The sequence below is a fragment of the Longispora sp. NPDC051575 genome, from assembly GCF_040681875.1.
Taxonomy (GTDB): domain Bacteria; phylum Actinomycetota; class Actinomycetes; order Mycobacteriales; family Micromonosporaceae; genus Longispora.
In genome coordinates, this window is the sequence record NZ_JBFAZP010000003.1 from 335500 (window position 1) to 362400 (window position 26901).

Consider the following 26901-nt stretch of genomic DNA (forward strand, 5'->3'; position numbering starts at 1 on the left):
GGACCCGGGAACATCGACGGTTACGCCGGGTGTGTGACCCCGGCCCGGAGGCACTCGGCGGATGGTCACCACGCTCCCGCGCATCCCGCGCCCCGGATCCCCGTCCGTCGGCCGGACGCGGGCGGTCGACCGGCGGACGCTCCGGGCGGACCGGCGCGCCCGGGACGGGGCGACACGCGGGTGGACATTCTCACAATCGGCTACTCGCGCGTAGGTGACCGGTGGCCCGGCCTTAACATCCGTTCATGACGGTGCGTCCCGACGAGCTTCTCCTGGCCACCGGCTTTCCCACGGCGACGCGTGACGAGTGGCGGAACCTCGCCGCCGGTGTGCTGCGCAAACTGGGCAAGGCCGACGAGGAGACCCCCCTCGACCAGGTCGAGGGGATACTGGCCACGACCACGTACGACGGGGTGCGGATCGCTCCCCTGTACACGGCGGAGGACGGCGCGCCGCCGACCGGGCTGCCGGGGGCCGCGCCGTACACCCGGGGCGCCCGGGCCACGGCGGGCGGCTGGGACCTGCGGCAGCGCCACGAGCACCCGGACCCGGCGGTGACCCGCGAGGCGGTACTGGCCGACCTGGAGAACGGCGTCACCTCGGTCTGGCTGGTGCTCGGCCCGTCCGGCGTACCCGTCCCGGGGTTGGGTCGGGTCCTCGACGGCGTCCTGCTCGACCTCGCACCCGTGGTCCTCGACGCCGGGGCCGACACCCTCGCCGCCGCCGAGGCGTGGTTCGCGCTGACCGCCGGCCGGGAGGTCGCGCCCGGCGGGAACCTCGGGGCGGACCCGCTGGGGTTGCGCGCCCGCACCGGGCAGCACCTGGACCTGGATCTCGCCGACCTCGCCCGGCGCTGCCCGGCGGGCACCCGGGCGGTCACCGTCGACGCGACCGTCTACCACGACGCGGGCGGCTCCGACGCCGAGGAGCTGGGCTGCGCCCTGGCCACCGGCGTGGCCTACCTCCGCGCGCTCACCGGGGGCGGTCTGTCCGTCGAGGACGCCCTCGGGCAGCTGGAGTTCCGGTACGCGGCCACCGCCGACCAGTTCCTCACCATCGCCAAGCTGCGCGCCGCCCGGCGGCTGTGGTCCCGGGTCGCCGAGGTGTGCGGGGCCGCCCCCGAGGCGCGCGGCCAGCGCCAGCACGCGGTCACCTCCGACGCCATGATGACGGCGCGGGACCCGTGGGTGAACATGCTGCGGACCACCCTCGCGGCGTTCGCGGCCGGGGTGGGCGGGGCCGACGCGGTCACCGTGCGGCCGTTCGACGCGCGGCTCGGGCTGCCGGACGGGTTCACCCGGCGGATCGCCCGCAACACCCAGTCGCTGCTGGTCGAGGAGTCCAACGTCGCGCGGGTCGCCGACCCGGCCGGCGGGTCGTGGTACGTGGAGAACCTGACCGAGGACCTGGCGAAGGCCGCGTGGAACTGGTTCACCGAGATCGAGCGGGCCGGCGGGATGGCCGCGGCCCTCGACGGGCCGGTGGCCGACCGGCTGGCCGCGACCTGGGCGGAGCGGCGGGCCAACATCGCCCGGCGGAAGGACCCGATCACCGGGGTCAGCGAGTTCCCGAACCTGGACGAGAAGCTGCCGGTCCGCGACCCCGCGCCCGCGCCCCGCTCCGGCGGCCTGCCCCGGGTGCGATATGCACAGGACTTCGAGGCGCTGCGGGACCGGGCGGACGCGCACCCGGCCCGGCCCACCGTCTTCCTCGCCACCCTCGGCCCCGTGTCGGCGCACACCGCGCGGGCGTCGTTCGCGGCGAACCTGTTCGCGGCCGGCGGGATCGGCACGGTCACCGGCGACGTCGCGGACTTCGCGGCCAGCGGCGCGACCGTGGCCTGCCTGTGCTCCAGCGACAAGGTGTACGCCGACCAGGCCGGGCCTGCCGCCGAGGCGCTCCGGGCGGCCGGCGCGACCCGGGTCTGGCTCGCCGGGAGGCGCGGCACCTCCGAACAGGTCGCCGACTACCTGTACGCCGGCTGCGACGCCGTCGCCGTGTGCGACTCGACCCTCGACGACCTGGGAGTGGCCCGATGATCCCCGACTTCTCGACCGTCGAGCTGGGGACGGCCACCCCGGAGCCGGGGACGCCGGCCGCCGAACCCGTCTGGCGCACCCCCGAGGGCATCGACGTCAAGCCCGTCTACACCGGGGCCGACACCGAGGGCCTGGACTTCCTGGGCACGTACCCGGGGATCGCGCCCTACCTGCGCGGGCCGTACCCGGCGATGTACGTGACCCAGCCGTGGACCGTGCGCCAGTACGCCGGGTTCTCCACCGCCGAGGCGTCCAACGCGTTCTACCGGCGCAACCTGGCGGCCGGCCAGAAGGGGCTGTCCGTCGCGTTCGACCTGGCCACCCACCGGGGCTACGACTCCGACCACCCCCGGGTCGCCGGGGACGTGGGCATGGCGGGCGTGGCCATCGACTCCCTCTACGACATGCGGCAGCTGTTCGACGGCATCCCGCTGGACAAGATGAGCGTGTCGATGACGATGAACGGGGCGGTGCTGCCGATCCTGGCGCTGTACATCGTCGCGGCCGAGGAGCAGGGTGTCGCCCCCGAGCAGCTGTCGGGGACCATCCAGAACGACATCCTCAAGGAGTTCATGGTCCGCAACACCTACATCTACCCGCCCACGGCGTCGATGCGGATCATCTCGGACATCTTCCGGTTCACCTCCGAGCACATGCCCCGGTACAACTCGATCTCCATTTCGGGGTACCACATCCAGGAGGCGGGCGCGACGGCCGACCTGGAGCTGGCGTACACCCTGGCCGACGGCGTCGAGTACCTGCGCGCGGGCCGCGACGCCGGCCTGGACGTGGACGCGTTCGCCCCCCGGCTGTCGTTCTTCTGGGCCATCGGGATGAACTTCTTCATGGAGGTCGCCAAGCTCCGCGCCGGCCGGCTGCTGTGGGCGAAGCTGGTCCGGGAGTTCGGGGCGAAGAACCCGAAGTCGCTGAGCCTGCGCACGCACTGCCAGACGTCCGGCTGGTCGCTGACCGCGCAGGACGTGTTCAACAACGTCGCGCGGACGTGCATCGAGGCGATGGCCGCGACCCAGGGGCACACCCAGTCGCTGCACACCAACGCCCTCGACGAGGCCCTGGCGCTGCCGACGGACTTCTCCGCCCGGATCGCCCGCAACACCCAGCTGCTCCTCCAGCAGGAGTCCGGCACCACCCGGGTCATCGACCCGTGGGGCGGCAGCGACTACGTGGAGCGGCTCACCCAGGACCTCGCCGAGCGCGCCTGGGCGCACATCCAGGAGGTCGAGAAGGCCGGCGGCATGGCCCAGGCCATCGACGAGGGCATCCCGAAGCTGCGGATCGAGGAGGCCGCCGCGCGCACCCAGGCGCGGATCGACTCCGGCCGGCAGCCCGTGATCGGGGTGAACAAGTACCGGCCGGACGCCGACGAGCCGATCGACGTGCTCAAGGTGGACAACGCGCAGGTCCGGGCCAGCCAGATCGAGAAGCTGCGCAGGCTGCGGCTCGAACGCGACGACGCCGCCGTGGCCGCCGCGTTGCAGGCGCTCACCGACGGGGCGCGCGGGGACGCGAACCTGCTCGCGCTCGCCATCGACGCCGCGCGGGCCATGGCCACCGTCGGGGAGATCTCCGACGCGCTGGAGACCGTGTACGGGCGGCACTCCGGCCAGATCCGTACCATCTCCGGGGTGTACAGCGCCGAGGCCGGAGCAGTGTCCAACATCGAGAAGGTGCGCGCCGCGACCGCCCTGTTCGCCGAGAACGAGGGCCGCCAGCCCCGGATCCTCGTCGCGAAGATGGGCCAGGACGGGCACGACCGGGGCCAGAAGGTGATCGCCACGGCGTTCGCGGACCTCGGCTTCGACGTGGACGTCGGCCCGCTGTTCCAGACCCCGGGCGAGGTCGCCCGGCAGGCCGTGGAGGCCGACGTGCACATCGTCGGGGTGTCCTCCCTCGCCGCCGGGCACCTGACCCTGGTGCCGGCGCTGCGGGCGGAACTCGCGGCCCTGGGCCGGCCCGACATCATGATCGTGGTCGGCGGCGTCATCCCGTCGCAGGACTTCGCGGAGCTGCACGAGGCCGGGGCGGCGGCGATCTTCCCGCCCGGGACCGTGATCGCCGACGCGGCCCTGGACCTGCTGCGGGACCTGTCCGCGCAGCTCGGCCACACCGAGCGGTAGGAGATGCCGACCGTCGACGAGTACGCCCGGGGGGTCCTGGCCGGCGACCGGTCCTGGATCGCCCGGGCCATCACCCTGGTCGAGTCCACCCGGGCGGACCACCGCGCGCTCGCCCAGGAACTGCTGGTCACGCTGACCCCGCACGCCGGGAACGCGCGCCGGGTCGGCATCACGGGGGTACCCGGCGTGGGCAAGTCGACCTTCGTGGACGGGCTCGGCACGCACCTGACGGGCCTCGGGCACCGGGTGGCCGTGCTGGCCGTGGACCCGTCGTCCACCCGGACCGGGGGCAGCATCCTCGGCGACAAGACCCGGATGACCCGGCTGTCCGCCGACGACCACGCCTTCATCCGGCCCTCCCCCACCGCCGGCACGCTCGGCGGGGTCGCGCGGGCCACCCGCGAGGCCATGGTGATCCTGGAGGCCGCCGGCTACGACGTCGTCCTCGTCGAGACGGTCGGCGTCGGCCAGTCCGAGACGACCGTCGCCGACATGGTCGACTCGTTCCTGCTGCTCACCCTCGCCCGCACCGGAGACCAGCTCCAGGGCATCAAGAAGGGGGTACTGGAGCTCGCCGACGTCCTCGCGGTCAACAAGGCCGACGGGGACCACGAGGCGGCGGCGCGCTCGGCCGCCCGCGAACTCGCCGGGGCGCTCCGGCTGCTCCGGCACCCCGAACACGGCTGGGACCCGCCGGTCCTCACGTGCAGCGGGCTGACCGGGGTCGGGCTGGACACGGTGTGGGAGCAGGTCGTCCGGCACCAGGACACCCTGGCCGCGTCCGGGGAACTGGCGGCCCGTCGGCGGCGGCAGCAGGTCGGCTGGGTGTGGGCGACCGTGCGCGGCCGGCTGCTGGACGAGTTGCGCGCCGATCCCCAGGTGGTGGCGCTCGCCCCCGAAATGGAGCGGGCCGTCGTCGAGGGCACGGTGACGCCGACGTCGGCCGCCGACCGGATCCTGCGGGCGTTCCGGGGCCCGGCGGCCTGAGCTGCCGTTCGACTTGGGGCCGGCGCCGTCCCCCGTAGCCCGCACGGCTCGTTGGACCTGGGTCGGCGCACACCCGCTCCCGTGGGCGGCGGTGCGGTGGCGGACGATTTCCGGCCATGGTGTCGAATAGTGCCGTCACCCGCCGGTTGCGGGCGCGTCATGGACAATGGGGCCGAATCGTGAGGGCGGTGGGCGGCATGGGCGAGGAAGACGCGCGGTGCGACGAGGGGGAACCTCCGGAGGACACCCCCGAGGTGATCGCCGAACTGACCTCCATCGCGTTGGAGGAGTACGCCTGCCACCTCAGCCACGAGGAGTTCGCCGTGTGCGAACTGTGCGGGATGGACTGGCCGTGCGGGCTGCGCCGCTGGGCCGAGAACTGGCTGTTCGGGCGGCAGGGGCGCGCCGAGGTGCTGCGGACGGTGACGGTCACGGGCTGAGGCTCAGGGGCTGGGCGGGCGGGGCCCGGAAGGCGCCGGGGTTGGGTGGCACTGGAGGGCGTGCCGGCTCAGTCGCGGGTCCGGGCGCGCAGCCGGGCCGCCGCCTCGCGGAGGGACGGGTTCTCGCCGGCCGGAGGTGGGGTCCGCGCGGTCCGGAGCGCGTCCAGGACGCCGGAGAGCGGGTCACGCCGGGCGGGGCCGGGTTGTCCGGCCCCGGACAACGGGTTCCCCGCGCCGGGCGCGAACGGCACGCCGGTCGACAGGGCGCGCAGGCCGAGGGTGGCGAGTTCGCCGAGCAGGCTCACCCCGATGGACAGCGTGATCGGGCGGGCCTGCGCGTTGGTGCCCGCGCCTACCGCCAGCCAGCCGAGCCCCAGGCTCACGGCGAGCGAACCGAGCCACACGGCGAACGTCCACCCGGAGTACCGCTGCCAGAGCACCCCGTCGCGGGCGAACAGCCGGACCGTCGTACCGCGCACCGCCCCGAACGCGAGCCCGACGACCGCGCCGCCGACGGTCCACGCGACATCCAGGGTGGTCAGGTGGTCGACCTTGGCCACCGTGTACACCCCGATCCCGACCAGGACCAGCGGCGGCAGCGCGAGGTCGCGGGCGTTGAGCGGCTCCCCCACCAGGCGTTTGACGATCAGGGCGACCACGGCGACGGCCACGACGGCCGGCACGATCCAGGAACTCACGACTTCCCCCTTATTTAGCATGGTTATGCCAAATAAAATAACACGGGCATGCTATAAAAGGCCATGCCGAAGATCGTGGACCCCGGAGCCCGCCGGCTCGCCGTCACCGACGCCGCATTCCGGGTGATCCGCCGCGACGGGCTGGAGGGCGCGACCCTGCGGGCCATCGCCGACGAGGCCGGCCTCGCGATCGGCTCCGTCCGGCACTACTTCACCAGCCACACCGAGCTGACCCTGTTCGCGCTGGACGAGTTCACCGACCGGGTCACCGGCCGGATCCTGGCGCACGTCGAGCGGCTGAACGACCCGGCCCGGGGCACCGCCTCCGTCCGCCGGAGGGACGTCGAGGACCTGCTCGGCGAGTTCCTCCCCCTCGACGACGCGCGCCGGGACGAGATCGTCGTCTGGCTGGCCTTCGTCACGGCGGCCAGGACCCGACCCGAGCTACACCCCAGAGCCCTCAGGTTGTACGAGGGGATGCGCACCATCGTCGGGCGCGTCCTCGCCCGGGCCGACGCGGCGGGCCGGCTGGTGAGCGGCCTGGACCCGGCGCTGGAGACCGAACGGCTGTGCGCGGTACTCGACGGGCTGGCCGTCAACGCCGTGCTGCACCCCGACCGGCTGCCGCCGGACACCCAGCGGGCCGTCCTCGGCCGGCACCTCGACACGCTGCTCGCGGACTGAGCCCCCACCGCAGGCTCTGCCGGGCGCCCGGACCGCCGCCGGAACGGGATGCCCGGCTCGCGGGCCGACCTGCGCGGACTGTCGGGAAAGGAGTCGGCGGCCGCCCCGCCGAGAGGGGGGTGACCGCCGACCGGTGCACCACTGTGGACGCGGCCCGGGGACCGGAGGGGTCGTCCACCCGTGGTCGTCATCACAGACGCCACATCGTCCGGATCCGATGGATATGAACATAGGGTGTCCGGGAACCAGTGAACAGGGTTATCCCTGGAAAGACCCTTAAATCATTCTCAACACCGTGTCCCCCGGCCCGAAGCGGGCGTTGGACTCCGTACGCTGCATCCCTGCCCACCACGAAGGGAACCGGATGTCCACCCCCGACGACCGTCCCGGCAGCCGGCTGCGTGTCGCGCCCTGGCTGCCCCCCGAGCACGCCGGCGCCGGCGAGGGCGCCACCCGGGAGCTGCCCGTCGCGTCCAGTCAGGACACGGTGGAGCTGGGGCTGGCCCGGGGGCCACGGCGCAGGTACGCGATGGTGGTGCTGTGCGGGGTGATCGCCCTGCTCGCCGGGGTGGGCCTGTGGACGGCGACCCGGACCGACGAGCGCCCCGGCCCGGTCCTGCCGACCTCCAACGCGGAGGCGGCGGCCCCCGCGACCCGGCGGGCCACCGCGACGACCGGGGCCCCGACCCCCAGCGCGTCGCCGTCGCCGAGCCCCACGCCCACCCGGTCCGGGCCGCGCACCAGCGGCCCGCCGACCAGCGCCGCCCCCACGGTCACCGTGCTCGGCGCCCCCGACGTCCCCGGACACTGCGCGGCCACCACCGGCGGGCAGGCCCGGCTCCGGCGCGCCGCCCAGGGGCCGGACGCGGCCGTGGACAACTGGGCGTGCTCGGACTCCATCGGGCTCTTCCTCTACGACACCGACCTCACCGCGGCCTGCCGGCGTCAGTTCGGCGCCGAAGCCCGGGCAGAGTTCACCAATCGGGACGACGCGACGTCCTGGCAGTGCCGCAGGTAGGGTTCGGAGTCGTGACTCATGTGCTCATCACCGGCGCGGCCGGCTCCGTCGGGCGGATGCTGCGTACCCGCCTCGCCCACCACACCCTGCGGCTCGTCGACCTCGCCCCGGTCGAGGACGGCCCCGAGGACATCCGCACCGCCGACATCACCGACCTCGACGCGCTGACGGCCGCGTGCGCCGGGGTCGACGCCGTCGTGCACCTCGCGGGCGTCTCCGTCGAGGGGCCGTGGGCGGACATCCTCCGGGTCAACATCGACGGCACCCGCAACGTCCTGGAGGCCGCCCGGCTCGCACGAGTGCCCCGGGTGCTGCTCGCCTCCTCCAACCACGCGGTCGGCTTCCAGGAGCGCGGCGAGGGCGACATGCCCGCCGACGTCGAGGTCCGCCCCGACACCTACTACGGGGTCTCCAAGACGGCCATGGAGGCCCTCGGCAAGCTGTACGCGGACCGGTTCGGGATGACCGTCACGGCGCTGCGGATCGGGTCGTGCTTCCCCGAGCCGTTCAACGTGCGGTCCCTGGCGACGTGGCTGTCCCCCGACGACTGCGGCCGGATGGTCGAGGCCGCGCTGACCACCCCGCTCACCGGGTACCGGGCCGTGTGGGGCGTCAGCGCCAACACCCGGCGGTGGTGGTCCCTGGCCGCCGGCGAGGAGATCGGCTACCACCCGCAAGACGACGCCGAGGGGTACGCGGACAAGGTCCTCGCCGGCCAGCCCGAGCCCGACTGGTCGAGCGAACCCGACCTGGTGCAGGTCGGCGGGGCGTTCTGCCGGGCGCCGCTCGGCGAGCCGATGTAGCCAGGCGTTCCGCGCGTGCCGCCCGGTCCCCCACGTCGGGGACCCGGCGGCACGCGGACGGTCGAACGCCGGGGTTGGGCCGCGTGGCGGACGCGCGCCGGTCCGGCTACTCGGCGAGGAAGTCCTCCACCGCGCGGACGAACGCCGCCTCGTCGTCCAGCCACGGGAAGTGGCCGCCGCCCGGCAGGACGACGAGCCGGCCGTTCGGGAACAGGTCGGCGGCCTCCCCCGCGATCCGGACCACCGGGCTCGGGTCGAGCGCACCGGCCAGGACCAGCACCGGGGCCTCCACCTTGGCCAGGGCCGGCACCGTCTCCGCCGGGGTGTGCGCGCCCTCGGCGGAGAACAGCTCGGCGGCCTCGGGGTTGCGTTGCCGCTCGCCGGACGCGACGTGCGCGGCGGCCCGCTCGTCCCACCGGCCGTAGAAGAACGGGGACCGGGCGAGGGTCAACGCGGGGCTGTCCTCGCCGCCGAGCCAGGTCCGCAGGGCCGCGAGGGCCTCGGGGAACCACGGCTCGCCGGCCCGGGACCCGATCACCGCGCCCTGCTCGTCGTCCGTGGCGGCCAGGCCCACCTCGGCCAGGCCCGGGGCCACCAGCACCAGGCGGCGCAGCCGGTGCGGGAACCGGGCCGCGTACCGCAGCGCGACCGCGCCGCTCGCCGAGTGTCCGAGCAGGTCGAACGTCTCCAGGCCCAGGGCCGCGCGGAGCGCCTCGACGTCGTCGACGAGCCGGTCGCTGCGGTACGTCGCGGGGTCGGCGGGCACGGCCGAGTCGCCGGTGCCCCGGTTGTCGAGCAGGACGAGCCGGCGGTGCGCGGACAGTCCGCCCAGGTCACCGAGGTACTCCGACGCGCGGGCCGGACCGCCCGGCACGCACACCAGGGGCGGTCCGTCGCCCTTCTCGTGGTAGGCGAGCACGGTGCCGTCGTATGAGGGGAAGGTAGCCATGTGAACATCCTCGCAAGGAACGCCGCCGCGCCGTCGGGTCGGGCAGGATCAAGGGAATGCAACGCCCCCTCGGAATCGCCCTCGCCACGCTGTGCGGCGCCGCCATGGCCGTCCAGGCCCGGGTGAACGGAGAACTCGGCCACCAGCTGCACGACGGAGTGGCCGCCGCGACGTTCTCCTTCGGTTCCGGCCTGGTCCTGCTCCTGCTGCTCGTCCCGACGTTCCCGGCCGGCCGGCGGGCCCTCGGCCGGATCAGGACCGCCCTGCGGACCGGGGAACTGCGGTTCTGGCACCTGCTCGGCGGCACCTGCGGGGCGCTGTTCGTCGCCGCCCAGGGTCTGACCGTCGCCAGCCTCGGGGTCGCGTTGTTCAGCGTGTCCGTCGTCGGCGGACAGCTCGCCAGCGGCCTGTTCGTCGACCGGGCCGGCCTCGGACCCGCCGCCGCCCAGCCGGTCACCCGCCGCCGGCTGATCGGCGCGGGTGTCGCCCTCGTGGCCGTCACCATCGCGGTCGCCGACCGGGTGGACAGCCTGTCGGGGATCGGGCTGGCCGCCGTCGCGGTCGTCGCCGGGGTGGCCATCGCCTGGCAGCAGGCCGTCAACGGCCGGGTCCGCGAGGCCGCCCGGGCGGCACTGCCGGCGGCCCTGGTGAACTTCCTCGCCGGTACGGTCGCGCTGGTCCTCGTCGCCGCCGTCGTCGTCGCCGTGCGCGGCCTGCCGACGACGGTGCCCACCGCCCCGTGGCTGTACGTCGGCGGGCCGCTGGGCATCCTGTTCATCGCGATCGCCGCGACCGTGGTGCGCGCGACCGGGGTGCTGGTGTTCGCGCTGGGCAGTGTGGCCGGTCAGCTCGTCGGGGCCGTCGTCCTCGACCTGGTGGCGCCCGCCCCCGGGCACCAGTTGGCCGTCAACACCGTGATCGGGGTCGGGGTGGCACTGGCCGCCGTCGCGATCGGGGCGAGCGGCCGTCCGACCCCGGACGAACCGGCGCGTGCGGGGTCGGACGCACACTCGTAATCATAAAAAAGGTGTTGAACTGGGGTTCGGGTTCAGCTCGCGCTGCGGCGGGCCCGGCGGGCGGCCAGCTCGTCCGTGTGGGTGAGCGCGAGGGGCGCCGGGCGCTCGACCTCGGCCCGCACCGACGGGAGGTGGGCCAGGGTGCCCTGGATCTCCTTGAACGCGCCGCCGATCGCGATGCCGAACACGCCCTGGCCGCCCTGGAGCAGGTCCACGACCTCCTCCGGGGAACGACACTCGTAGACCGTGGTGCCGTCGGAGATCAGCGTGATCCGGGCCAGGTCGTCGACCCCGCGGGAGCGCAGGGCGTCGACGGCCTTGCGGATGTTCTGCAGGGACACCCCGGCGTCCAGCAGGCGCTTGACGACCTTGAGGACGACCATGTCGCGGAACGAGTAGAGCCGCTGGGAGCCGGAACCGGCCGCCGGGCGGATGCTCGGCACCACCAGGGTGGTGCGCGCCCAGTAGTCGAGCTGACGGTAGGTGATGCCGGCGGCGGTGCAGGCCGTCACTCCCCGGTAACCCACGGAGCCGTCGTCGCCGAGCTCGCCACCGTCGAAGAGCACACCCTGCACGGGGTCACCGTGCCCGGTCTGTGCGGGGACCCCGGCGTCGGGAACTCCCGCTCCGGGCCCTTCAGAGAACCGCTCGTCCACTGCGACCACCTCCCCCGGCTTGTCGTGCCAACCGCCACGCTATAGCCCACATTGGGGATCGGGGTCCCGGGAACGAACGACACGCCGAAGCGATGTCCGTCACAGTCGGCGAGGCGCTCCCCGTGCCCAGTCAATCACAATGAGTGACTGGATGCGGGTCACTCGAAGTCCTCCGGATTGATCTGGTCGAGGAACTCCCGGAACTTCTCGACCTCGTCCTCCTGCGCGTCCGGAATGACGATCCCGGCCTCCGCGAGGACCTGCTCCGAGCACCGGATCGGCGCCTCCGAACGCAACGCCAACGCGATCGCGTCACTCGGCCGCGCCGACACCCGCACGCCCTCGCCGAGCACCAGGTCCGCGTAGAAGATCTGGTCCCGCAGCTCCGTGATCTCCACGGCCTGCAGCGGGGCCTTCAACGCCGCCAGCACGTCCTTGAGCAGGTCGTGGGTCAACGGGCGCTGCGGTTTGACACTCTGCTGCTCGTACGCGATCGCGGTGGCCTCCACGGCGCCGATCCAGATCGGCAGGTAACGCTCGCCACCGGCTTCCTTGAGAAGCACGATCGGTTGGTTGGTGGGCAACTCCACCCGCACCCCGACCACGTTCAACTCGTGCACGCCAGCCCTCATTTCCGCCCTGCCGGCGGCGCGCCGTCCGTACGCGCCGTCTCCCTCTCAGGCTACCCGCCCGCGCTCCCCCGCAGACCTGCCTGCAACAGGGCGGCGTGCAGGCGCAGCGACAGGGCCGCCAGCTCCCGCAACGTCTCCGCCGCGCGCGCCCGGGCCTCCGGACTGCGCTGCCGCGCCATCGGTGCCACCACCTGTTCGAACAGGCCGATCTCGCGGTCCGCCGCGCCCCGGAAGGCGCGCAGGTGCCGGGGTTCCAGGCCGTGCTCGCCGAGCTGGGCGACCACGGTCGCGACCTCCACGGCCTCCGGCTCGTACCGGCCGTCGGGGCGCGCGGCCAGCAGCCCGTACTGCTCGACGCCGCGCAGCCACTCCTCGTCCAGCCCGGTGCGCACCAGCAGCTCCGCCCGGGTGAGCAGCAGCTCGACGCCCGCGCGCTCGTCGGCCGTCACCAGCCGCAACGTCATCTCGTGCGCGCCCGCGTCGAGCTGCTCGCGGATCACCTTCAGCGGGAGGTACTGGTCGCGCTGCGCCGTCAGGATGAAGCGCAGCCGGACCAGGTCCCCCCACGAGTACTTCCGGTACCCGGAGGCGGTACGGCACGGCTCGACCAGGCCCTCCGTCTCCAGGAACCGGAGCTTGGAGATCGTGATGTCCGGGAAGTCCGCGCGGAGCTGGGAAAGAACTTCGCCGATGCTCATCAGGCCAGTGGCCGCAGCGCCGAGGTCCGCCGCCGCGGCGCTCCCGGACTTCGTCACGCCCCGCCGACCTCCTCGTCCGGGCGCGGACCGGCGATGAAGACCAGCCGGAACTTGCCGACCTGGACCTCGTCGCCATTGCTCAGCGTCACGGCCTCCACGCGCTCGCGGTTGACGTAGGTGCCGTTGAGGCTGCCCACGTCCCGGACGGTGAAGTAGCCGCCCTCCCGCTGGAACTCCGCGTGCCGACGCGACACGGTCACGTCGTCGAGGAAGATGTCGCTGTCGGGGTGCCGACCGCTCGTCGTCACATCGTGGTCGAGCAGGAAGCGCGCCCCGGCGTTCGGGCCGCGCCGGACCACCAGCAGAGCCGTGCCCGGGGGCAGGGAGCCGGAGACCCGGGCGGGCATGACCTCGTCGTCTGAGGCCAGCGCGTCATCTATCGCGCCGAGATTCAGGGTCGACGTCACATCGAGCGGGGGGTACTCGTCATCAGAACGTGTCATCGGACCACCTCACGGATCTGGCCAGGCGGGGCTGGGGCCCCGCCGACGTCTCACTACGGTCAGGACTGCTCGGTCAGCTTGCGGTACGCGGGGGCGTCGAGCAGTGAGTCCAGCACGGACGGATCGGTCGGCCTGATCTCCAGGAGCCAACCTTCGCCGTACGGGTCGGTGTTGATCAGATCCGGCGCGTTCCCGAGTGCCTCGTTGCGAGCCGTCACCGTACCGGACACCGGAGCATAAATCTCCGACACGCTCTTCGTCGACTCGACCTCTCCGGCGGAGTCGCCGGCCTCGACCTCGGTGCCCGCCGTGGGCAGGTCGACGTAGACGATGTCGCCCAGCGCGTCCTGCGCGAACTGGGTGATGCCCACCCGGAAGGTGTCGCCGGTCGCGCGCACCCACTCGTGCTCGGCCGTGTAGCGAAGGTCCTCGGGAATCACCGTGCGTTCCTTTCGATCATGAGACAGGCCGAGCGTACTGGGGCGTGCTGACCTGCCGCAGCGCGGTCACCCGCACCACACCGGGCTCGTAGACAACGACGTTACCGTCAGCCCGCTTGACGGTGTCGACTACCCCGCCCGGGATGTTGAGCGCGGCTCGCATCGTCTGCGGGTCGCCGATCACGAGAATCGCGTACGGGGCGTCCAGTCTCGACCCGTCGACGTTGAGCCGGCCGCCGTCGTCCACGAAGTACGTCGACGCGGTGATCCGCACCGACGCGCCGTTCGCGCCGGTGATCTGCATGGCCTCGGCCCCGGCACCGCGAAGTTCCTCGATGGCGTCCAGGATCGTCGACGCCGGCACGGGCTTGCTGCCGACCGTCACCCGGATGTCCAGGCCCGGTCCCTGGGCGGGCAGGGTGCCGGCCAGGATGCCGAGTTCGTCGGCGCGGGCGCGCGCGGCGGCGAGGGCCGCCTCCTTGTTCTGCGCACCGGAGGTCAGCTGCCGCTTGCTCTCCTCCAGCGCGGACAGCTCGGTGCGCAGCCGCTCCTGGCGGGAGTCCAGGTCGCCGAGGATCCGGACCAGGTCCTCCTGGCGGGCGCTGGACAGGCCCTCGTCGGTGGCGTTGCTGCGGACCTGGATGACGACGGCGAAGCCGACCACGGCGAGGAGGAGGGCGATCAGGGCGCCGGAGAGGCGGCGGCTCGTCGGGGAGCGGCCGGGGGCTTCCGGGGACCTGTCGTCGGAGGACGGTGGGCCGGGCTCCGACGGGGGCTCGGAGGACGGGTCGGGCTCCGGGGCCGCTGCGGGGGCCGCCTCTGGCGACGGGCTTTCCGCGGACACCGGCTCCGGGTCGGGGGACGTCCCGTCAGCGGCGGGCGTGGCGGCTGGCCGCTCCGTGGTCGTAGCGGGTCCGGGCCGCGCGGTGGTCGTAGCGGGCTCGGGCCGCGCGGTGGCCGGAGTGGACCGGTCCTGTTGGGCGGCCGGGGACGGCTTCCGGCGCGGCCGGGAGGCGCCGCTCCCGCCCGTGCCCTCGCCCGGTTCGTCGTCGGCCACGGTCAGGCCTTGAAGAAGTGTCGGCGGATCGCGGCCACGTTGCTGAAGATGCGCACCCCGAGGACGACCACGACGCCCGTCGCGAGCTGCCCGCCCACGCCCAACTGGTCGCCGAGGAAGACGATCAGACCGGCCACCAGCACGTTCGACACGAAAGAGATGATGAACTGCCGGTCGTCGAACATCTTGTTCAGCTTGGCGCGCAGGCCGCCGAACAGGGCGTCGAGCGCCGCGACCACGGCGATGGGCAGGTACGGCTGAAGCTCGACCGGGACGGTCGGCTTCAGGATCAGGCCCAACGCCACTCCGGCGATCAGGGCGAGCACCGCGATCAACGGCCACCTCCGGACGGGGTCGTGCTGGGTGTGGGACTCGGGCTCGGGGACGGGGACGGGACCGGACGGGCCAGGCGCAGCTGCGGGTCACCGGCGGCGGCGAACGTCATCCCGTCGGTCTCCTTGACCCCGAACACCAGGCCGTACTTGCCGGCCAGGGCGCGGAACTGCTTCGCGGCCGGGGTGGCGTCGAACGTCCGGCGCATCGCGGACGGCCCGATCGCGGAGATCCGGTAGGGACCGTCGACCGGTTTGAAGTCCACCAGGATCGCCCCGCCCGCCGCGCGGATCGTCGTCCGGCCGGAGATCCGCTGGTTGTTGATGGTGACGGCCTCGGCCCCGGCGTACCAGAGCGCGTTGACGATCTTCTGCAGGTCCCGGTCGTAGATCTTGCCGTCGCTGTTCTCGGCCTTCGGCTTGCCGGTCACCGGGTCCTTGGCGCTCTCGGCGTCACCGACGGTGACCACGATCCCGTCGCCCCGGACCCGGCCGAGCCCGGTGACCGCCTCGAGGTCGCGCAGGTACTTCGCGTCACCGCCGGCCTCGCGGAACGCCTGGTCGCGCATGCCCGACACCTCGTCGCGGAGCTTCTCCGCGTCGGTCTCCAGCCGGTCGGCCGTGGCCTGGTCGCGCTTGACGTCGGCGACGAGCTTGTCGCGGGCCTGGGTGGTGGCGGGGGTGTCGGCGACGACCTTCAGGTACGCGACGGCGAGCAGGAAACCGATCGCGGCCAGGGCGAGCACCCGGCCGGCCACGCCGAGCGGGGTGTCGCGGCGGCCCTTCTCGGCGGCGTCCGCGTATCCCGGGTCCATCGAGTTGTTGAAGATCTCGGTGAGCAGGTCGCCGCCGAACTGCTGGCCCGGGGGCGCGGCGCGGGGCGGCTCGACCGGGGCGGCGGCCCGGGACGCGGCGGGGTCGCGGGTCGACGGGGCCGGGTCGGCGGGACTCATGCCCGGACCTCGGCGCGGGCCGCCCGGATCAGGCCGGCGATCTGCCAGAAGTAGAAGGCGGCGGCGAGCCAGTACAGCGCGAGGCCCCACAGGGCGGTCCCCCAGCCGGCCGCGTACGCCCAGGTGTGGGTCGTACCCGTCGTGGCGGCGGCCAGCAGCAGGGTCGGGAACGCCATCAGCAGCACGAACGTGGCGGTCTTGCCGACGTAGTGCACCGGCAGCGGCGGGTACCCGTAGCGGCGGATCGCGAGCTGGCCGACGCCGAGGACGACGTCGCGGGCCAGCAGGCCGGCCGTGAACTGCCACGGCACGACGTCACGGACGGTGAGCGCGATCAGGGTGGCCAGGATGTACAGCCGGTCGGCCACCGGGTCGAGGAGCTGACCGAGGCGGCTGACCTGGCCCATCCGGCGGGCCACGTACCCGTCGAGCCAGTCCGTCGAACCGCCGACCGCGAGGACGACCACCGCCGCGATGTCATGGCGGTCCGGGCCGAGGAGCAGCCACAGGAAGACGGGGACGCCGAGCAGCCGGAGGAAGGTGATGCCGTTGGCCAGGGTGAACGGACGCCACGGAACAGCACCGTGCTCCTGCGCCATGAGCCCTCCCCGGTGTTCGTCGGCCAGTCAACCCAGACTCTAGCCGGCCACGGGGCGCGCGCTCCACGGCCTGGACGGTCATTCCCCCTGATAGGTACCGAAACTCCAGTAAACACCCTCGGGGTCGCGCACGGTGAAGCCCCGCGAGCCGTACTCCTCCTCCCGCAGTTCCCGGGCCACGGTCGCCCCGGCCGCCAGGGCCCGGTCGAACAGCGCGTCCACGTCGTCGGCCACGACGTAGACCGAGCCGACCCCGGCGGGCAGGTCGCTGATCACGCTGTCGGCGCGGACCGAGCCGAGCATGACGCCGCCCCCGGCCGGCCAGCGCAGCTCCGCGTGCCCGATCGAGTGCGGCTCGGCCCCGGGGTAGCGGGCGGTCTCCACGAAGCCGAACGCCCGGACCAGGAAGTCGAGGGCGGCGGGCGCGTCGACGTACCGCAGACCCGGCCAGACGCGGGTGATGGTGTCAGTCATATCCGCAGGTTAGGGCGGGCCGGCCGGCCCGGTCCCGCACTATCGGGAACTGGGCACGGGGCGACCGGGCCGCAGGCCGGCGCGGGGGCGGACCGGCGGGAACTGGGGCGGATCTTCGGCGCCGTTCCCGTGCTCCGGACCCCCGCGATCCCCCACAATCGGGAGAAAGGACACCAGCCCGGGGGTACGCATGGAGCTCGACAGACTGACCGACCCCGTGGTGCGCGGCGTCGTCGAGGCGATGGTCGAGGGCGACCGGGACGCGTTCCTGGCGGCCTTCGCGCCCGGGGCCGAACTCACCGACGACGGCCAGCCCCAGTCCCTGGCCGCGTGGGCGGACCGGGAGATCTTCCGCTTCCACGGGCGGCTGCACGTGGACCGCGAGGAGGGCGGCGGGCGGCACCTGACGGGGACGTTCCACTCGGACCAGTGGGACATGCCGACGTTCTGGCACTTCCAGCTGACGGACGGCCGGATCAGCCGGCTGGACGTGGGGGCGCTCTGACCGGGCTGGGCGGGCCGCGTCGGGCGGGCTCGCCGCCGGCCGGGGGTCCGGAGAACACGTCGCGCGGGCCGGACCTCCCGCCGACCGGGGTCCGGAGGAATTGTCAGACCCTGATGTCACCCTGGGCGCATGGCTGAGAACGCAGCACTCGCCGCCGATGCCGAAGACGTCGGCCGCACCCTGCCGCTCCGCGACGTCCGGATGCGCCTGCCGCACCTGGCCGCGCTCGCCCGGGCCGCCGGGCAGGTGACGGTCATCGTGGACGACCGCACGAACCAGCCCCTCGCGGCGCTGGTGCCGTTGGCGGTCGCGCGGGCGGCGGCCGTCCCGCGCGCGGACGACCGGCGGATCGCGGAGCTGGAGCGGCGGGTCGCCGCCGCCGAGGAGAACGCCCGGGTCGCCACGGGGCAGGTCCGGGCGGCGGCCGAGAAGCTGCGGACGGTCCGGGAGCTGGCGGCGGCGGCCGGTGCCGATGTGCACGCGGCCCGGGAGCAGGCGCGCGTCGTCGCCGAGCGGGCGGCGGCGAGTTCCGCCGGGTGGGCGCGGCGGTGCGAGACCCTGCGGGCCGACCTGCGGCGGCAGCACGGGGCCGAGCTGTCGGCGGCGCGGCGGGAGCTGGCCCGGGCCTGGGCGGAGCTGCACCGGGTGAGCCCGCCGGGGGCGGACCGCGACGTGGACCGGCTGCGGGCGGCCCAGCACGACTTCCTCGACGACGTGGCCTGAAACGCGGGGCCGGGGGCCGTGCGCGCCACAGCGGACCCCACGCCCACCGGCGTGTCACGCCCCGGGAGCCGGGCGGCGGGTCGGGCGCGGCACCCGGCACCCGGCACCCGGCACCCGGCACCCGGCACAGGATGCGCCGTGACCGGCTAGCCGGATGTGGCCAGGAGCGCGGCGTAGCCGAGGACGAGGCCGTTGCCCAGGATGTACGTCCACCGCCGGGCCGTCGGCCCCAGCCGGGAGCCCGCCGTCGCCCCCACCATGGCCAGCCCCACCTGCCAGACCAGCGACGCCAGCAACACCCCCGCGACGAACGCGCCGAGCAGCGCCCCGCCGCCGATCCGGCCCCGGAGGGCCGCGGCGAGGGCCACGAAGTACACCATCGTGGTGGGGTTGACCGCCGTCAGGCCGACGAACCGCAGGAAGATCCGCCTGGCCGGCGGCTCCGGGGCCGGACCGCTCTCGGGGTGGCGCAGCGCCAGCAGGCCCCGGACGGCCACCACCGCCAGGACCAGTGCCGCGCACCACCGGACGGGCCGCTCGTGCCCGGCGAGTACCCCGCTGACCACCGAGCCGGCCAGGACCGCGCCGGCCGCGAACGCCCCGTCCACGCAGGCCACGGCCGACGCAGCCGCCAGGCCGCGCCGCCAGCCGAGCATGCCCTCCTTCAGCAGCAGCACCCCGACCCCGCCCAGGGGCACCGCCACACCCAACCCGGCGGCCCCGCCCGCCACCGCCATCGACCACCATGCGCTCATGGCCCCACTATCGGGCGGCCCGCCGCCGGAGCGCTCGCGGATATCGGCGGATCCTGCGAGAATCGCGGTGTGGACGCCACAGACCGCGAGATCCTCGACGCGCTCCAGGAGAATGCGCGGATCTCCTACCACGATCTGGGCCGCCGGGTCGGGCGGAGCGCCAACGCGGTGGCCGACCGGGTGCGCAAGATGCGGCGTACCGGCCTGATCCGGGGTTTCACCACCCTGGTCGACCGGGCCGCCGTCACGGACTCCGGGCTGGTCATCCTCATCGACGCGCGGCTGCGGCCGGAGACGACGGCCGACCTGTTCGAGCACGCGGTGGTGCGGCTGCCCGGGGTCACCGAGGTCATCCACGTCACCGGGGACAGCGACTACCTGATCCGGGCCAGGGTGCCCGACACGGCCACCCTGGACGCGCTGATCCGGGCGCTGAAGGACACGGCGGGGGTGGCGCACACGAGTACCCGTCTGGCGTTGCGGGTCGTTCTGGACTGAACGCCGGCGGAGCGGCACCCGGCGGCGCCGACCGGTCGGGGCGGCCGTGCGGCGGACCGGTCGAGCGGCGCGACCGGTCCACAAAGGGTCCCCGGACCGGGGCGGGAACAGAGCGATTTCCGGGGTACTGTCGGGCGGATGCTGCTCGACCACGTCAGCGTCCGCTACGCGCGCTCCGGCCCCTGGGTCCTCGACGGCGTCTCGGTCACCGCGCGCCCCGGCGAGGCCGTCGTCATTCTCGGCCGCAACGGCGCCGGCAAGTCCACCCTGCTCACCGTGTGCGCCGGGGTGCTGCGCCCCGACCGGGGCCGGGTCGCCGACCGGCCGCCCGTCGTCGGCTGGGTCCCCGAACGCTTCCCCGCCGCCCAGCCGTTCACCGCCCGGGAGTACCTCGTCGGCGCGGGGAGGGTCCGGGGACTCGGCGCGGACGCGGCCGGGCGGGCCGTCGCGCACTGGGCGGAGCGGCTGCATCTCGGCGCGTTCCTCGACGTGCGGCTCGGCCAGCTGTCCAAGGGGTCCGCGCAGAAGGTCGGGCTCGCCCAGGCGCTGCTCGTGCCGCCGGGGCTGCTGGTCCTCGACGAACCCTGGGAGGGCCTGGACGCGGTCGTGCGGGCCGAGATCCCCCTGATCGTCGGCGAGGTCACCGGGGCCGGCGGGATCGTGCTGGTCAGCGACCACCGGGGCGAGATCGCCCGGCTCGCCGTCGCCCAGCGCTGGACGGTCCGCGACCAGGGGGTGCACCTCGACGGGGGCGACCCGGCGCGGTGCGTGATCGAGATCGAGGTGCCCGCCGCCGACGCGGCCGGCACGGTGTCCGCCCTGCGCGCCCAGGGCCACGACGTTCTGGGGGTACGGCCGCGATGATCACGCTGATCCGCACCAGACTCACCGGGTACGTGCGCAGCCAGGTCGCCCTCGGCCCCCTGCTCGGCGCGCTCGTCGTCTACGGCCTGATCTACAGCGGCGGGGCGGCCCCGGCGGCGAACTCGTTCGGGGCGTCCGGGCTGGCGCTGTTCGGGCTGCTCGCCTGGCAGACCAAGGCCCTGCTGGACGTCGAGCCGGACGGGCAGCGGTACCTGACCAGGATCGCGGTCGGCGCGCGCCGGGAGGGGACGGCCGGGCTGCTCGCGGCGCTGGGGGCCGGGCTGGCGCTCATCCCGCCGCTGCTCGCCGCGCCCCTCGCCCTCGAGCTGGTCACGCTGCCCGACGGGCTGGGGGCGGCGATCGGCGTGGGACTGTGGACGCACCTGTTGGCGGTGCCGCCGGCCGTGGCACTCGGGGCGTGGGCGAGCCGGGCGGTGACCCGCAGTGTCGGCCTGGGTGTGCTGGTCCTGGTCGGCGGGGTCACGCTGGTGCTGATCCTCGGCCGCGACGGGTCGCCGGTGGCGTTCCTGGTGCCGCCGGTGATGGCCGCCGCCCGGAACGCGGCCCAGGGTGCCGGGCCGGGAGCGGCCGGGGTGGCGCTCGGCCACATGGTGGTGTGGACGGCGGTGGCCGTGGCGGGGTACGCGCGGGCCCGGGTCCGCAACGCGTAGCCGGAGCGGGGCGCACGCGGTCCCGCGTCCATCGACGGGCTACGGTCTCCTGATGACCTGGTTGAACGACACCCGCGCCTCGTACGACACCATCGCGGCCAACTACGCCGACGAGACCCGCGACCTGCTCGACCGGCTGCTGTACGTCCGCGCGGGGGTCGTGCTGTTCGCCGAGCTGGTGCGCGCGACCGGCGGCGGGCCGGTCGCCGACGTCGGCTGCGGGCCGGGGCACACCACGGCGCTGCTGCGGGAGCTGGGCGCGGACGCGTTCGGCGTCGACCTGTCCCCAGCGATGATCGACATCGCCCGCCGCGAGCACCCGGACGCGCGGTTCGAGGTCGGCTCGATGACCGACCTGGAGATCGCCGACGACTCCCTCGCCGGGGTGCTCGCCTGGTGGTCGTTGATCCACATCCCGGACGAGGCGGTGCCGGGCGTGGTCGGGGAGTTCTGGCGCGTACTGCGGCCGGGCGGGGTGCTGGCCGTGGGCTTCCACGTCGCCGGCACGGCCGGGCGGGACGACCGGGCCCGGCACGCGGACGTGCACTACCGCACACCGACCCGGGTGGCCGACTGGCTCCGGGAGGCGGGCTTCACCGTGGAGGCGCAGCACCTGCTGCGCCCGGACGACCCGACCCCGGGGGCGATCCTGTTCGCCCGACGACCCGGGGCCTGAGGAACGCGCCACCCCGGCCAGGCAGGGGCGTGACCCGTGCGTGCGGGTTAGGGTGCCCGGATGCGGGAGTTCACGGGGGCCGAGCGCGAGTTCGTACAGGCGATGCTGTTGGACGACCTGCCCGAGGTCATCGCACTGCGTGCCCAGCTCGCTCTGGCCACGATCAGCTCGGTGGCAGAGGCCGACCTGGCCTTCCAGGTCCCCGCCGACGCGCCCCGCGCCCACCTTCTCAACGGCGCCCTACCAGTTCAGGCGTGGTTGGAAAGTCCGGCCGGCAGGCGCGTCGGGTCGTTCACACTCCAGGTCACGCGAGGGGTGCTGACCGGCCTGCAGTACTTCTGCGAGTGCCGTGACGACTGTGCCGCCTGCCCGACGACCCTGCCGGCTCCCGCCTCGGTGCACGTCGAACCCGATGAACCGCGCAATCCGCGCACGTTCGACTTCGGCTTCACCGGCTTCCTGAGCCAGTGGTGCCCTTGTTGCGACCGGCCGGGGCTGGACGAGGTGCTGCGGGTCACGTTCCGTGAGGACCGTGACGCCCTCGACGTGGACGAGCTGCACCGGGACCTCACGATCCTCTCCCGGCTGGCCGGGCCGGACCTCGCGGCGTGCCTGCGCCTCGTCCGCACGTCCAGCGACGTCTCCGTCCCGCACGTCAAAGCCCGGGCCGAGGAATGGCTGACCGCGCGGGACCAGCCGATCAACTACGAGCCCTGTGTCTGTCCCCCCGGCGTGAGAGCCGCCGTGGCGGCCGAGCTGGCGGACGAGACCGCCGTGTTCGGCGTCATAGACTGCCCGGACCTCACCTTCCGGTTCCTGCTCCACTTCCTGGGGCGCTACAGCCCGTCACGGCCCGATTTCAGCCCTGACCGGCTCCAACGGTTCATCGGACTCGCGGAGCTCCTCGGATACGGCGACTTCGTCCTGCCCGACCTCGGACAGTGGTAGAGCACTCAGGCGCGGGGAGGCCCACCCACAGGTGAGTCGGGCTCCTCCGTCGTTGAGGGCCTACGGGTGCCCGCTCAGTTCAGCGGGACGCCGTGGCCCCGGAGCCAGCTGATCGGGTCGGTGGTCGACGCGTTGTCGCGGCCGCCGCCCAGGTGCACCTCGAAGTGCAGGTGCGGGCCCGAGCTGTTGCCGCTGGTACCGACGTGGCCGAGGACCTGGCCGGCGGCAACCTGGTCGCCGACCTTCACCTCGGGCCGGCGGAGCATGTGGCAGTAGCGGGTGAGGACCCCGTCGGCGTGTTCGACGTCGACGTACCAGCCGCAGCCGCTGACCGCGACCGAGCCGTCCACGTCGCAGCCGTAGTCGCGGCCGCCCTGGGTCGCGTCGCACGCGGCGGTGCGCACGATCCCGGCCGCCGCGACCCTGATCTGCGCGCCCCGGGCCGCGCCGAGGTCGACGCCGTGGTGGTCGGGGCGGGCGGGCTGCAGGTAGCCGGAGGTGATCGCGGCGTTGACGGGGGCGACCCACGCGCCGGTGGCGCACTCGACGCCGGCCAGGCCGAGCACCAGCTGCGCGGCGGCGGCCTCGTGCCGGGCGTAGGCGTCCGGGTACGCGCTGCGCTGCACCGTCTGGGCGGCGGCCGTGACCTGCATGTCCTGCCAGCCGGGCACCTTGAGCAGGGCGCGGAAGAACTTCTCCGCCGCGTACTCCGGGACCATGACCTGGCTCGGGGTGCCCCAGCCGGTGGCGGGGCGCTGCTGGAACAGGCCCAGGGAGTCGTGGTCGTAGCCGACGCCCTGGTTGGCCATGGTCAGCGACTCGGGGTAGGCGACGTTGGCCAGGTTGCGCAGCGACGACTCCTGCATCGCGGTGGCAACCCCGATGACCAGGCCCTTTTCGGGTACGCCGAGCCGGCGCCCCACGGCCACGATCGTCGCCGCGTTCGCCGACTGGGCCGCTGACAGCCCCTGTCGGGAGCCGGCGGGTGCCGCCGCCAGGCACAAGGTGAACGGCACGGCCGTGAGGACCGGCGCGGGCTGGCGACCGGCCTCGATCCGCAGCAGCTCGACCTTCTTGTCGGCGGCGATCCGGGTGTCCTCGGCCGACTTCGCGGCGGCGGCGCTGAGCAGCGCCCTGTCCTTCGCGGCGGCCAGGGCGGCCTCGTCGGCGGTGAGCTTGTCCTCGGCCGTCTTCAGCTTCGCGGCCAGCTCGTTCGTCCGGCCCACCGAGGTGTCGGGCGCGAACTGCCGCAGGTCCTGGTAGCCGGCGCCCTTGTACAGCCGGGTGACCTCGTCGTTGAACGCGGTCCGGAGCTGGTCGCGGGCGGCGCGGCTCTCCGTGACCGTCGTCTCGGCGGCGGTGACGGCGGCCGCGTCGGCGGCGGCGGTCCGGGCGGCGGCGGTCGCGGCGGTCTTCGCCTCGTCGGCGGCCCGGACGGCGGCCTCCAGCGCGAGCTGCGCGGCGGTCGTGTCCTGGGCCAGCGGCGGCTGGGCGGGGACCAGCGGGGCGGGGCGTGGGGCCGGGGGCTTCGGCGGCACCGGGTCCGGCTCGCTCGGCGTGGTCGGGCCGGGGCTCGTCGGACTGGGCTTCGGGGTCGGGTGTCCCGACTGCGACGGGGACGGCGCCGGGCCGGCGGTCCCGGACGGGGTGGGGACCGAGGGCGTGGGGCGGGGCGTGCCGGACGGCGTGGGACCGGGGGTACCCGACGGGGAGGGGCCGGGGGTCGGGCCGGCGGTCGGGCTCGGTACCGGTGTGGGGCTGGGGGTGTTCGCGGGCTGCCCGGTCGTGGGGGGTGCGGTCGGGACGCCGGAGCCCGGTGGTGTGGGGCTCGCGGACGGTTGCGGCGGGTCGGGGGTGGGGGTCGGAGCGGGGGCGGCCGGGGTCGGGTCGGTCGCGGCCGGGGACTCCACGGCGGGGCCGGGGGCCGGCTGCGGGGTGGGGTCGGCGGTGGCGGGCCGGGCGGGGGCCGGATCGGCGGTCTGCGGCTGGCCCGGATCGGGCGCGCCGGTGGTCCCCGCGGGGTCCTGCCCGGCGGGCGTCGCCGGCCGCTCGGCCGGCGTGGTGCCGGTGTCCTGGGCCGCACCCTCGGTGGGCTGCGGCTCGACCGGGGCCGGGGTGGCCGCGTCGCCGACCGCCGGATCCGCCCAGCCGGGGGTGGGGGCCAGACCGATTGCGAGCGCGAGCGTGGTCGCCACCCCGAGGGTCCATCGCCGGACGCTCGCCCGGGGACCGCTTCTCTCCGCCATGCCGGTGTCCTCGCAGCTACATCAGCAGGTGCTAGCAAACGTCCATCTCACCGTAGAGGGGGCGCGACGGGCACGGCAATGCCTGTAATCGACTCAAATCAACAACAAAACGAAGTTGATTTGTCCGATTACTCATCGGCGTCACGGTCGGTTCACCCATGGTGTTCTCAGTGTGACGCACAGCACAGCATCAGGCGGGCCGACCGACGACCTGGACCACCCGGCCGTCCCGGGAGGCCCGCACCGCCGGGAGGGCGGCCGGTTGGGTGGGGTACGGGCCGGCAGTCACCGATCTGTCCCCGGACCGGCCGGCCAGCTCCAACCGGTCCACTCCCCTACTCGCCGCCGCGACGGCCGACCACGAGCCCGACGGGGCCCGCCACCAGGTGACGGCGGCCAGGTCGGGGACCCGGCGGGTGCACAGGGCGGTGTCGACGGCGGTGTCGACGGGGCGGACCTCGGTGCCGCTGAGCAGCAGGACCGTGACCGCGCTGCCGCCGGACGCGTCGTCCCCGCGCAGACACAGCCACCGGCCGGTCCGGCCCTCGGGCAGCGGGGTCACGGCGAACTCCCAGAGCGTGAGGGTCCGGTACCGGGCGCCGGCCGGCAACCGGCAGCCCGCCTGCGCCCAGGCCGCGACGGCGCCGGGGCTGTCCAGTTCGTGCGGCCGGGCGACCGGGTTGGGCAGCTCCGAGGGCAGGTACATGGCGTGGGCGGGGGCCACTCCTCCCCCGTCGGCGACGGTGAGCGCGGTGGCGGTCGGGGACGTGGCGGTCAGCCGGAGCAGGGGGCCCCGGCCGCACGGGCCGACGTCGGACACCTTGGCCGTGACGCCGCCGGTGACGGGGACCGGGCGGCGTTCCCCGGCCGCCGTGAGCTGCTCGACCTTGGAGATCCAGGGCGCGACGGCGTACCGGCCGGGGGTCAGGGTCAGCGCGCTGGAGCCGTACACGTCGTCGTCGCCGACCGGGCTCACGTCCAGCGCCCCGGTGCCCGCCGTGTACCGGGCCAGCCGGGAGCCGTCGGTCAGGACCACCACGGCGGTGCCGTCCACGTTCCCGGCGTACAGCAACTGGGCGGCGCCGACCTGCCAGCGGGTGACGGCCTCGGCGACCAGGGCGGTGTCGGCCCGCCGGTCCCCGGTCGCCGGCCACACCACGAGCCGGGGCCGGCCGGCGCCCTGCCAGGCGGTGTCGGCGGCCCGGCGGACGGACGGGGCCACCGGCTCGGTCGGGCGCACGGCGGCCTCGGTGCGCACGGCCCGGTCCGGGACGAGGAAACCGGACGCGGCCAGCAGGACGGCCACCCCGCCGAGGACGACCAGCGGGGCGCGCCGGGCCCGGCGGACCTGGGACGGGGCGGGCGCGGACAGCCGGGCGACGGCCGGGTTCATGGCCATGCCGTCGAGTACCCGTCGCTGTTCCTCGTGGTCGAGACCCAGGGTGTCGGCGAGCGCGCGGGCGTCGGCGAGCACCCGGTCGACGTCGGGCACCCCGGCGGCCGTCAGGACCTCACCGGCGGCCACGTCCTCGACGGTGAGCAGCAGGTACGCGGCGCGCACCGCCGGCTCCGCCTCCGCCAGCCGGACGTCGACCGTGGCGTGCTCGATGCCGCCGATGAACGCGGTGGCCCGGGGGCGGGTCAGGCGCAGGCCGCGCGCGCGGTGGCCCCCGACGGCGGTGCGCACGACCCGGGCGAGGAGGACGGCGTACACCTCCTCGACGGTGCCCGCCGACGAGCGCCAGCGGTGCGCGGGGGCGGCGGCGGTGGCCACCCGGTGGGCCCGGTCCCAGCGGGCGGCGTGGTTGCGCTGACCCGCGTCGATGACGTACGCGGCCCGCACCAGCCTCGTGTACCGCTCCACGAACACCGTGTCCCACCGCACCCGTGCACTCCCTC

General features: G+C 74.5%; 30 protein-coding genes. 15 read left to right on the forward strand and 15 right to left on the reverse strand.

Going from position 1 to position 26901, the window contains the following annotated elements; genetic code table 11:
• Nucleotides 1-245 precede the first annotated feature (245 nt).
• The 4 genes from AB0M43_RS09085 to AB0M43_RS09100 all read left to right on the forward strand — a co-directional run bounded on the left by AB0M43_RS09085 (nt 246) and on the right by AB0M43_RS09100 (nt 5604).
• Nucleotides 246-2039: a methylmalonyl-CoA mutase subunit beta gene (locus AB0M43_RS09085; protein WP_363722618.1), complete on the forward strand. Its 1794-nt coding sequence runs from the start codon at nt 246-248 to the stop codon at nt 2037-2039.
• Nucleotides 2036-4177 (forward strand): methylmalonyl-CoA mutase, encoded by a 2142-nt coding sequence (gene scpA / locus AB0M43_RS09090; RefSeq protein ID WP_363722620.1) that lies wholly within the window; start codon nt 2036-2038, stop codon nt 4175-4177. Before AB0M43_RS09085 ends, scpA begins: the two co-directional genes overlap by 4 nt.
• A gap of 3 nt (nt 4178-4180) precedes the next feature.
• A complete protein-coding gene (meaB, locus tag AB0M43_RS09095) occupies nt 4181-5164 on the forward strand; it encodes a methylmalonyl Co-A mutase-associated GTPase MeaB (protein ID WP_363722622.1) in 984 nt (327 codons plus the stop codon).
• A gap of 197 nt (nt 5165-5361) precedes the next feature.
• Nucleotides 5362-5604, forward strand: coding sequence for a hypothetical protein (locus tag AB0M43_RS09100; RefSeq protein WP_363722624.1), 243 nt, complete (start codon nt 5362-5364; stop codon nt 5602-5604).
• A 68-nt stretch (nt 5605-5672) separates the two neighbouring features.
• Here AB0M43_RS09100 and AB0M43_RS09105 read toward each other — a convergent pair whose 3' ends face one another.
• Nucleotides 5673-6302 (reverse strand): DUF1453 domain-containing protein, encoded by a 630-nt coding sequence (locus AB0M43_RS09105; protein WP_363722626.1) that lies wholly within the window; start codon nt 6300-6302, stop codon nt 5673-5675.
• A gap of 63 nt (nt 6303-6365) precedes the next feature.
• Between AB0M43_RS09105 and AB0M43_RS09110 the strand changes: the two genes are divergently transcribed.
• The 3 genes from AB0M43_RS09110 to AB0M43_RS09120 all read left to right on the forward strand — a co-directional run bounded on the left by AB0M43_RS09110 (nt 6366) and on the right by AB0M43_RS09120 (nt 8807).
• Complete coding sequence (locus AB0M43_RS09110; protein ID WP_363722627.1) at nt 6366-6986, forward strand: TetR family transcriptional regulator C-terminal domain-containing protein; 621 nt, start codon at nt 6366-6368, stop codon at nt 6984-6986.
• A gap of 364 nt (nt 6987-7350) precedes the next feature.
• Entirely contained in the window at nt 7351-8004 is a 654-nt protein-coding gene (locus AB0M43_RS09115) for a hypothetical protein (RefSeq protein WP_363722629.1), read from the forward strand.
• Between the two features lie 11 nt (nt 8005-8015).
• Nucleotides 8016-8807 (forward strand): NAD(P)-dependent oxidoreductase, encoded by a 792-nt coding sequence (locus tag AB0M43_RS09120; protein WP_363722631.1) that lies wholly within the window; start codon nt 8016-8018, stop codon nt 8805-8807.
• 106 nt (nt 8808-8913) lie between these two features.
• Here the strand turns inward: AB0M43_RS09120 and AB0M43_RS09125 are convergent, their stop codons facing one another.
• Complete coding sequence (locus AB0M43_RS09125; RefSeq protein WP_363722633.1) at nt 8914-9756, reverse strand: alpha/beta hydrolase; 843 nt, start codon at nt 9754-9756, stop codon at nt 8914-8916.
• A gap of 56 nt (nt 9757-9812) precedes the next feature.
• On the opposite strand from AB0M43_RS09125, the gene AB0M43_RS09130 reads away from it, so the two are divergent.
• Nucleotides 9813-10772: a DMT family transporter gene (locus AB0M43_RS09130; protein ID WP_363722634.1), complete on the forward strand. Its 960-nt coding sequence runs from the start codon at nt 9813-9815 to the stop codon at nt 10770-10772.
• Between the two features lie 32 nt (nt 10773-10804).
• On the opposite strand, the gene AB0M43_RS09135 is transcribed toward AB0M43_RS09130, so the two are convergent.
• From AB0M43_RS09135 to AB0M43_RS09180, 10 genes are all read right to left on the reverse strand, one after another.
• Entirely contained in the window at nt 10805-11347 is a 543-nt protein-coding gene (locus tag AB0M43_RS09135) for a MerR family transcriptional regulator (RefSeq protein ID WP_363722636.1), read from the reverse strand.
• Between the two features lie 239 nt (nt 11348-11586).
• Nucleotides 11587-12048 carry a bifunctional nuclease family protein gene (locus AB0M43_RS09140; protein ID WP_363722638.1) on the reverse strand — a complete coding sequence of 154 codons (462 nt, stop codon included), beginning with the start codon at nt 12046-12048 and terminating at the stop codon, nt 11587-11589.
• Between the two features lie 62 nt (nt 12049-12110).
• Nucleotides 12111-12758 carry a MerR family transcriptional regulator gene (locus AB0M43_RS09145; RefSeq protein ID WP_363723330.1) on the reverse strand — a complete coding sequence of 216 codons (648 nt, stop codon included), beginning with the start codon at nt 12756-12758 and terminating at the stop codon, nt 12111-12113.
• A gap of 53 nt (nt 12759-12811) precedes the next feature.
• Complete coding sequence (locus tag AB0M43_RS09150; RefSeq protein ID WP_197002424.1) at nt 12812-13261, reverse strand: FHA domain-containing protein; 450 nt, start codon at nt 13259-13261, stop codon at nt 12812-12814.
• A gap of 59 nt (nt 13262-13320) precedes the next feature.
• The gene (gene gcvH / locus AB0M43_RS09155; RefSeq protein ID WP_363722640.1) at nt 13321-13701 is read right to left on the reverse strand and encodes a glycine cleavage system protein GcvH; all 381 of its coding nucleotides are present in this window, start codon (nt 13699-13701) and stop codon (nt 13321-13323) included.
• 16 nt (nt 13702-13717) lie between these two features.
• Nucleotides 13718-14545 carry a DUF881 domain-containing protein gene (locus tag AB0M43_RS09160; protein WP_363722642.1) on the reverse strand — a complete coding sequence of 276 codons (828 nt, stop codon included), beginning with the start codon at nt 14543-14545 and terminating at the stop codon, nt 13718-13720.
• A gap of 215 nt (nt 14546-14760) precedes the next feature.
• A complete protein-coding gene (locus AB0M43_RS09165; RefSeq protein ID WP_363722644.1) occupies nt 14761-15093 on the reverse strand; it encodes a small basic family protein in 333 nt (110 codons plus the stop codon).
• Nucleotides 15090-16043: a DUF881 domain-containing protein gene (locus AB0M43_RS09170; RefSeq protein ID WP_363722645.1), complete on the reverse strand. Its 954-nt coding sequence runs from the start codon at nt 16041-16043 to the stop codon at nt 15090-15092. The genes AB0M43_RS09165 and AB0M43_RS09170 overlap by 4 nt, the downstream gene beginning before the upstream one ends.
• Nucleotides 16040-16642 carry a CDP-alcohol phosphatidyltransferase family protein gene (locus AB0M43_RS09175; protein WP_363722647.1) on the reverse strand — a complete coding sequence of 201 codons (603 nt, stop codon included), beginning with the start codon at nt 16640-16642 and terminating at the stop codon, nt 16040-16042. Before AB0M43_RS09175 ends, AB0M43_RS09170 begins: the two co-directional genes overlap by 4 nt.
• A gap of 78 nt (nt 16643-16720) precedes the next feature.
• Nucleotides 16721-17116 (reverse strand): VOC family protein, encoded by a 396-nt coding sequence (locus AB0M43_RS09180; RefSeq protein WP_363722649.1) that lies wholly within the window; start codon nt 17114-17116, stop codon nt 16721-16723.
• Between the two features lie 190 nt (nt 17117-17306).
• Here AB0M43_RS09180 and AB0M43_RS09185 point away from each other — a divergent pair, with 190 nt between their 5' ends.
• Together AB0M43_RS09185 and AB0M43_RS09190 are read left to right on the forward strand one after the other, a co-directional pair.
• Nucleotides 17307-17621, forward strand: a complete 315-nt coding sequence (locus AB0M43_RS09185; protein ID WP_363722650.1) for a nuclear transport factor 2 family protein — start codon at nt 17307-17309, stop codon at nt 17619-17621.
• 129 nt (nt 17622-17750) lie between these two features.
• A complete protein-coding gene (locus AB0M43_RS09190; protein WP_363722652.1) occupies nt 17751-18344 on the forward strand; it encodes a hypothetical protein in 594 nt (197 codons plus the stop codon).
• Between the two features lie 146 nt (nt 18345-18490).
• Here AB0M43_RS09190 and AB0M43_RS09195 read toward each other — a convergent pair whose 3' ends face one another.
• Complete coding sequence (locus tag AB0M43_RS09195; RefSeq protein ID WP_363722653.1) at nt 18491-19099, reverse strand: LysE family transporter; 609 nt, start codon at nt 19097-19099, stop codon at nt 18491-18493.
• A gap of 69 nt (nt 19100-19168) precedes the next feature.
• Here AB0M43_RS09195 and AB0M43_RS09200 point away from each other — a divergent pair, with 69 nt between their 5' ends.
• From AB0M43_RS09200 to AB0M43_RS09220, 5 genes are all read left to right on the forward strand, one after another.
• The gene (locus AB0M43_RS09200; protein ID WP_363722655.1) at nt 19169-19597 is read left to right on the forward strand and encodes an Lrp/AsnC family transcriptional regulator; all 429 of its coding nucleotides are present in this window, start codon (nt 19169-19171) and stop codon (nt 19595-19597) included.
• Nucleotides 19598-19735: 138 nt separating this feature from the next.
• Entirely contained in the window at nt 19736-20461 is a 726-nt protein-coding gene (locus AB0M43_RS09205; RefSeq protein WP_363722657.1) for an ATP-binding cassette domain-containing protein, read from the forward strand.
• Nucleotides 20458-21132 (forward strand): hypothetical protein, encoded by a 675-nt coding sequence (locus AB0M43_RS09210; protein WP_363722659.1) that lies wholly within the window; start codon nt 20458-20460, stop codon nt 21130-21132. Before AB0M43_RS09205 ends, AB0M43_RS09210 begins: the two co-directional genes overlap by 4 nt.
• A 52-nt stretch (nt 21133-21184) precedes the next feature.
• Entirely contained in the window at nt 21185-21808 is a 624-nt protein-coding gene (locus AB0M43_RS09215) for a class I SAM-dependent methyltransferase (protein ID WP_363722661.1), read from the forward strand.
• Nucleotides 21809-21868: 60 nt separating this feature from the next.
• Nucleotides 21869-22756, forward strand: a complete 888-nt coding sequence (locus AB0M43_RS09220; protein ID WP_363722663.1) for a hypothetical protein — start codon at nt 21869-21871, stop codon at nt 22754-22756.
• Nucleotides 22757-22830: 74 nt separating this feature from the next.
• On the opposite strand, the gene AB0M43_RS09225 is transcribed toward AB0M43_RS09220, so the two are convergent.
• A complete protein-coding gene (locus AB0M43_RS09225) occupies nt 22831-25002 on the reverse strand; it encodes a peptidoglycan DD-metalloendopeptidase family protein (RefSeq protein WP_363722665.1) in 2172 nt (723 codons plus the stop codon).
• Nucleotides 25003-25192: 190 nt separating this feature from the next.
• Nucleotides 25193-26887, reverse strand: a complete 1695-nt coding sequence (locus tag AB0M43_RS09230) for a hypothetical protein (protein WP_363722667.1) — start codon at nt 26885-26887, stop codon at nt 25193-25195.
• Between the last annotated feature and the right edge of the window lie 14 nt (nt 26888-26901).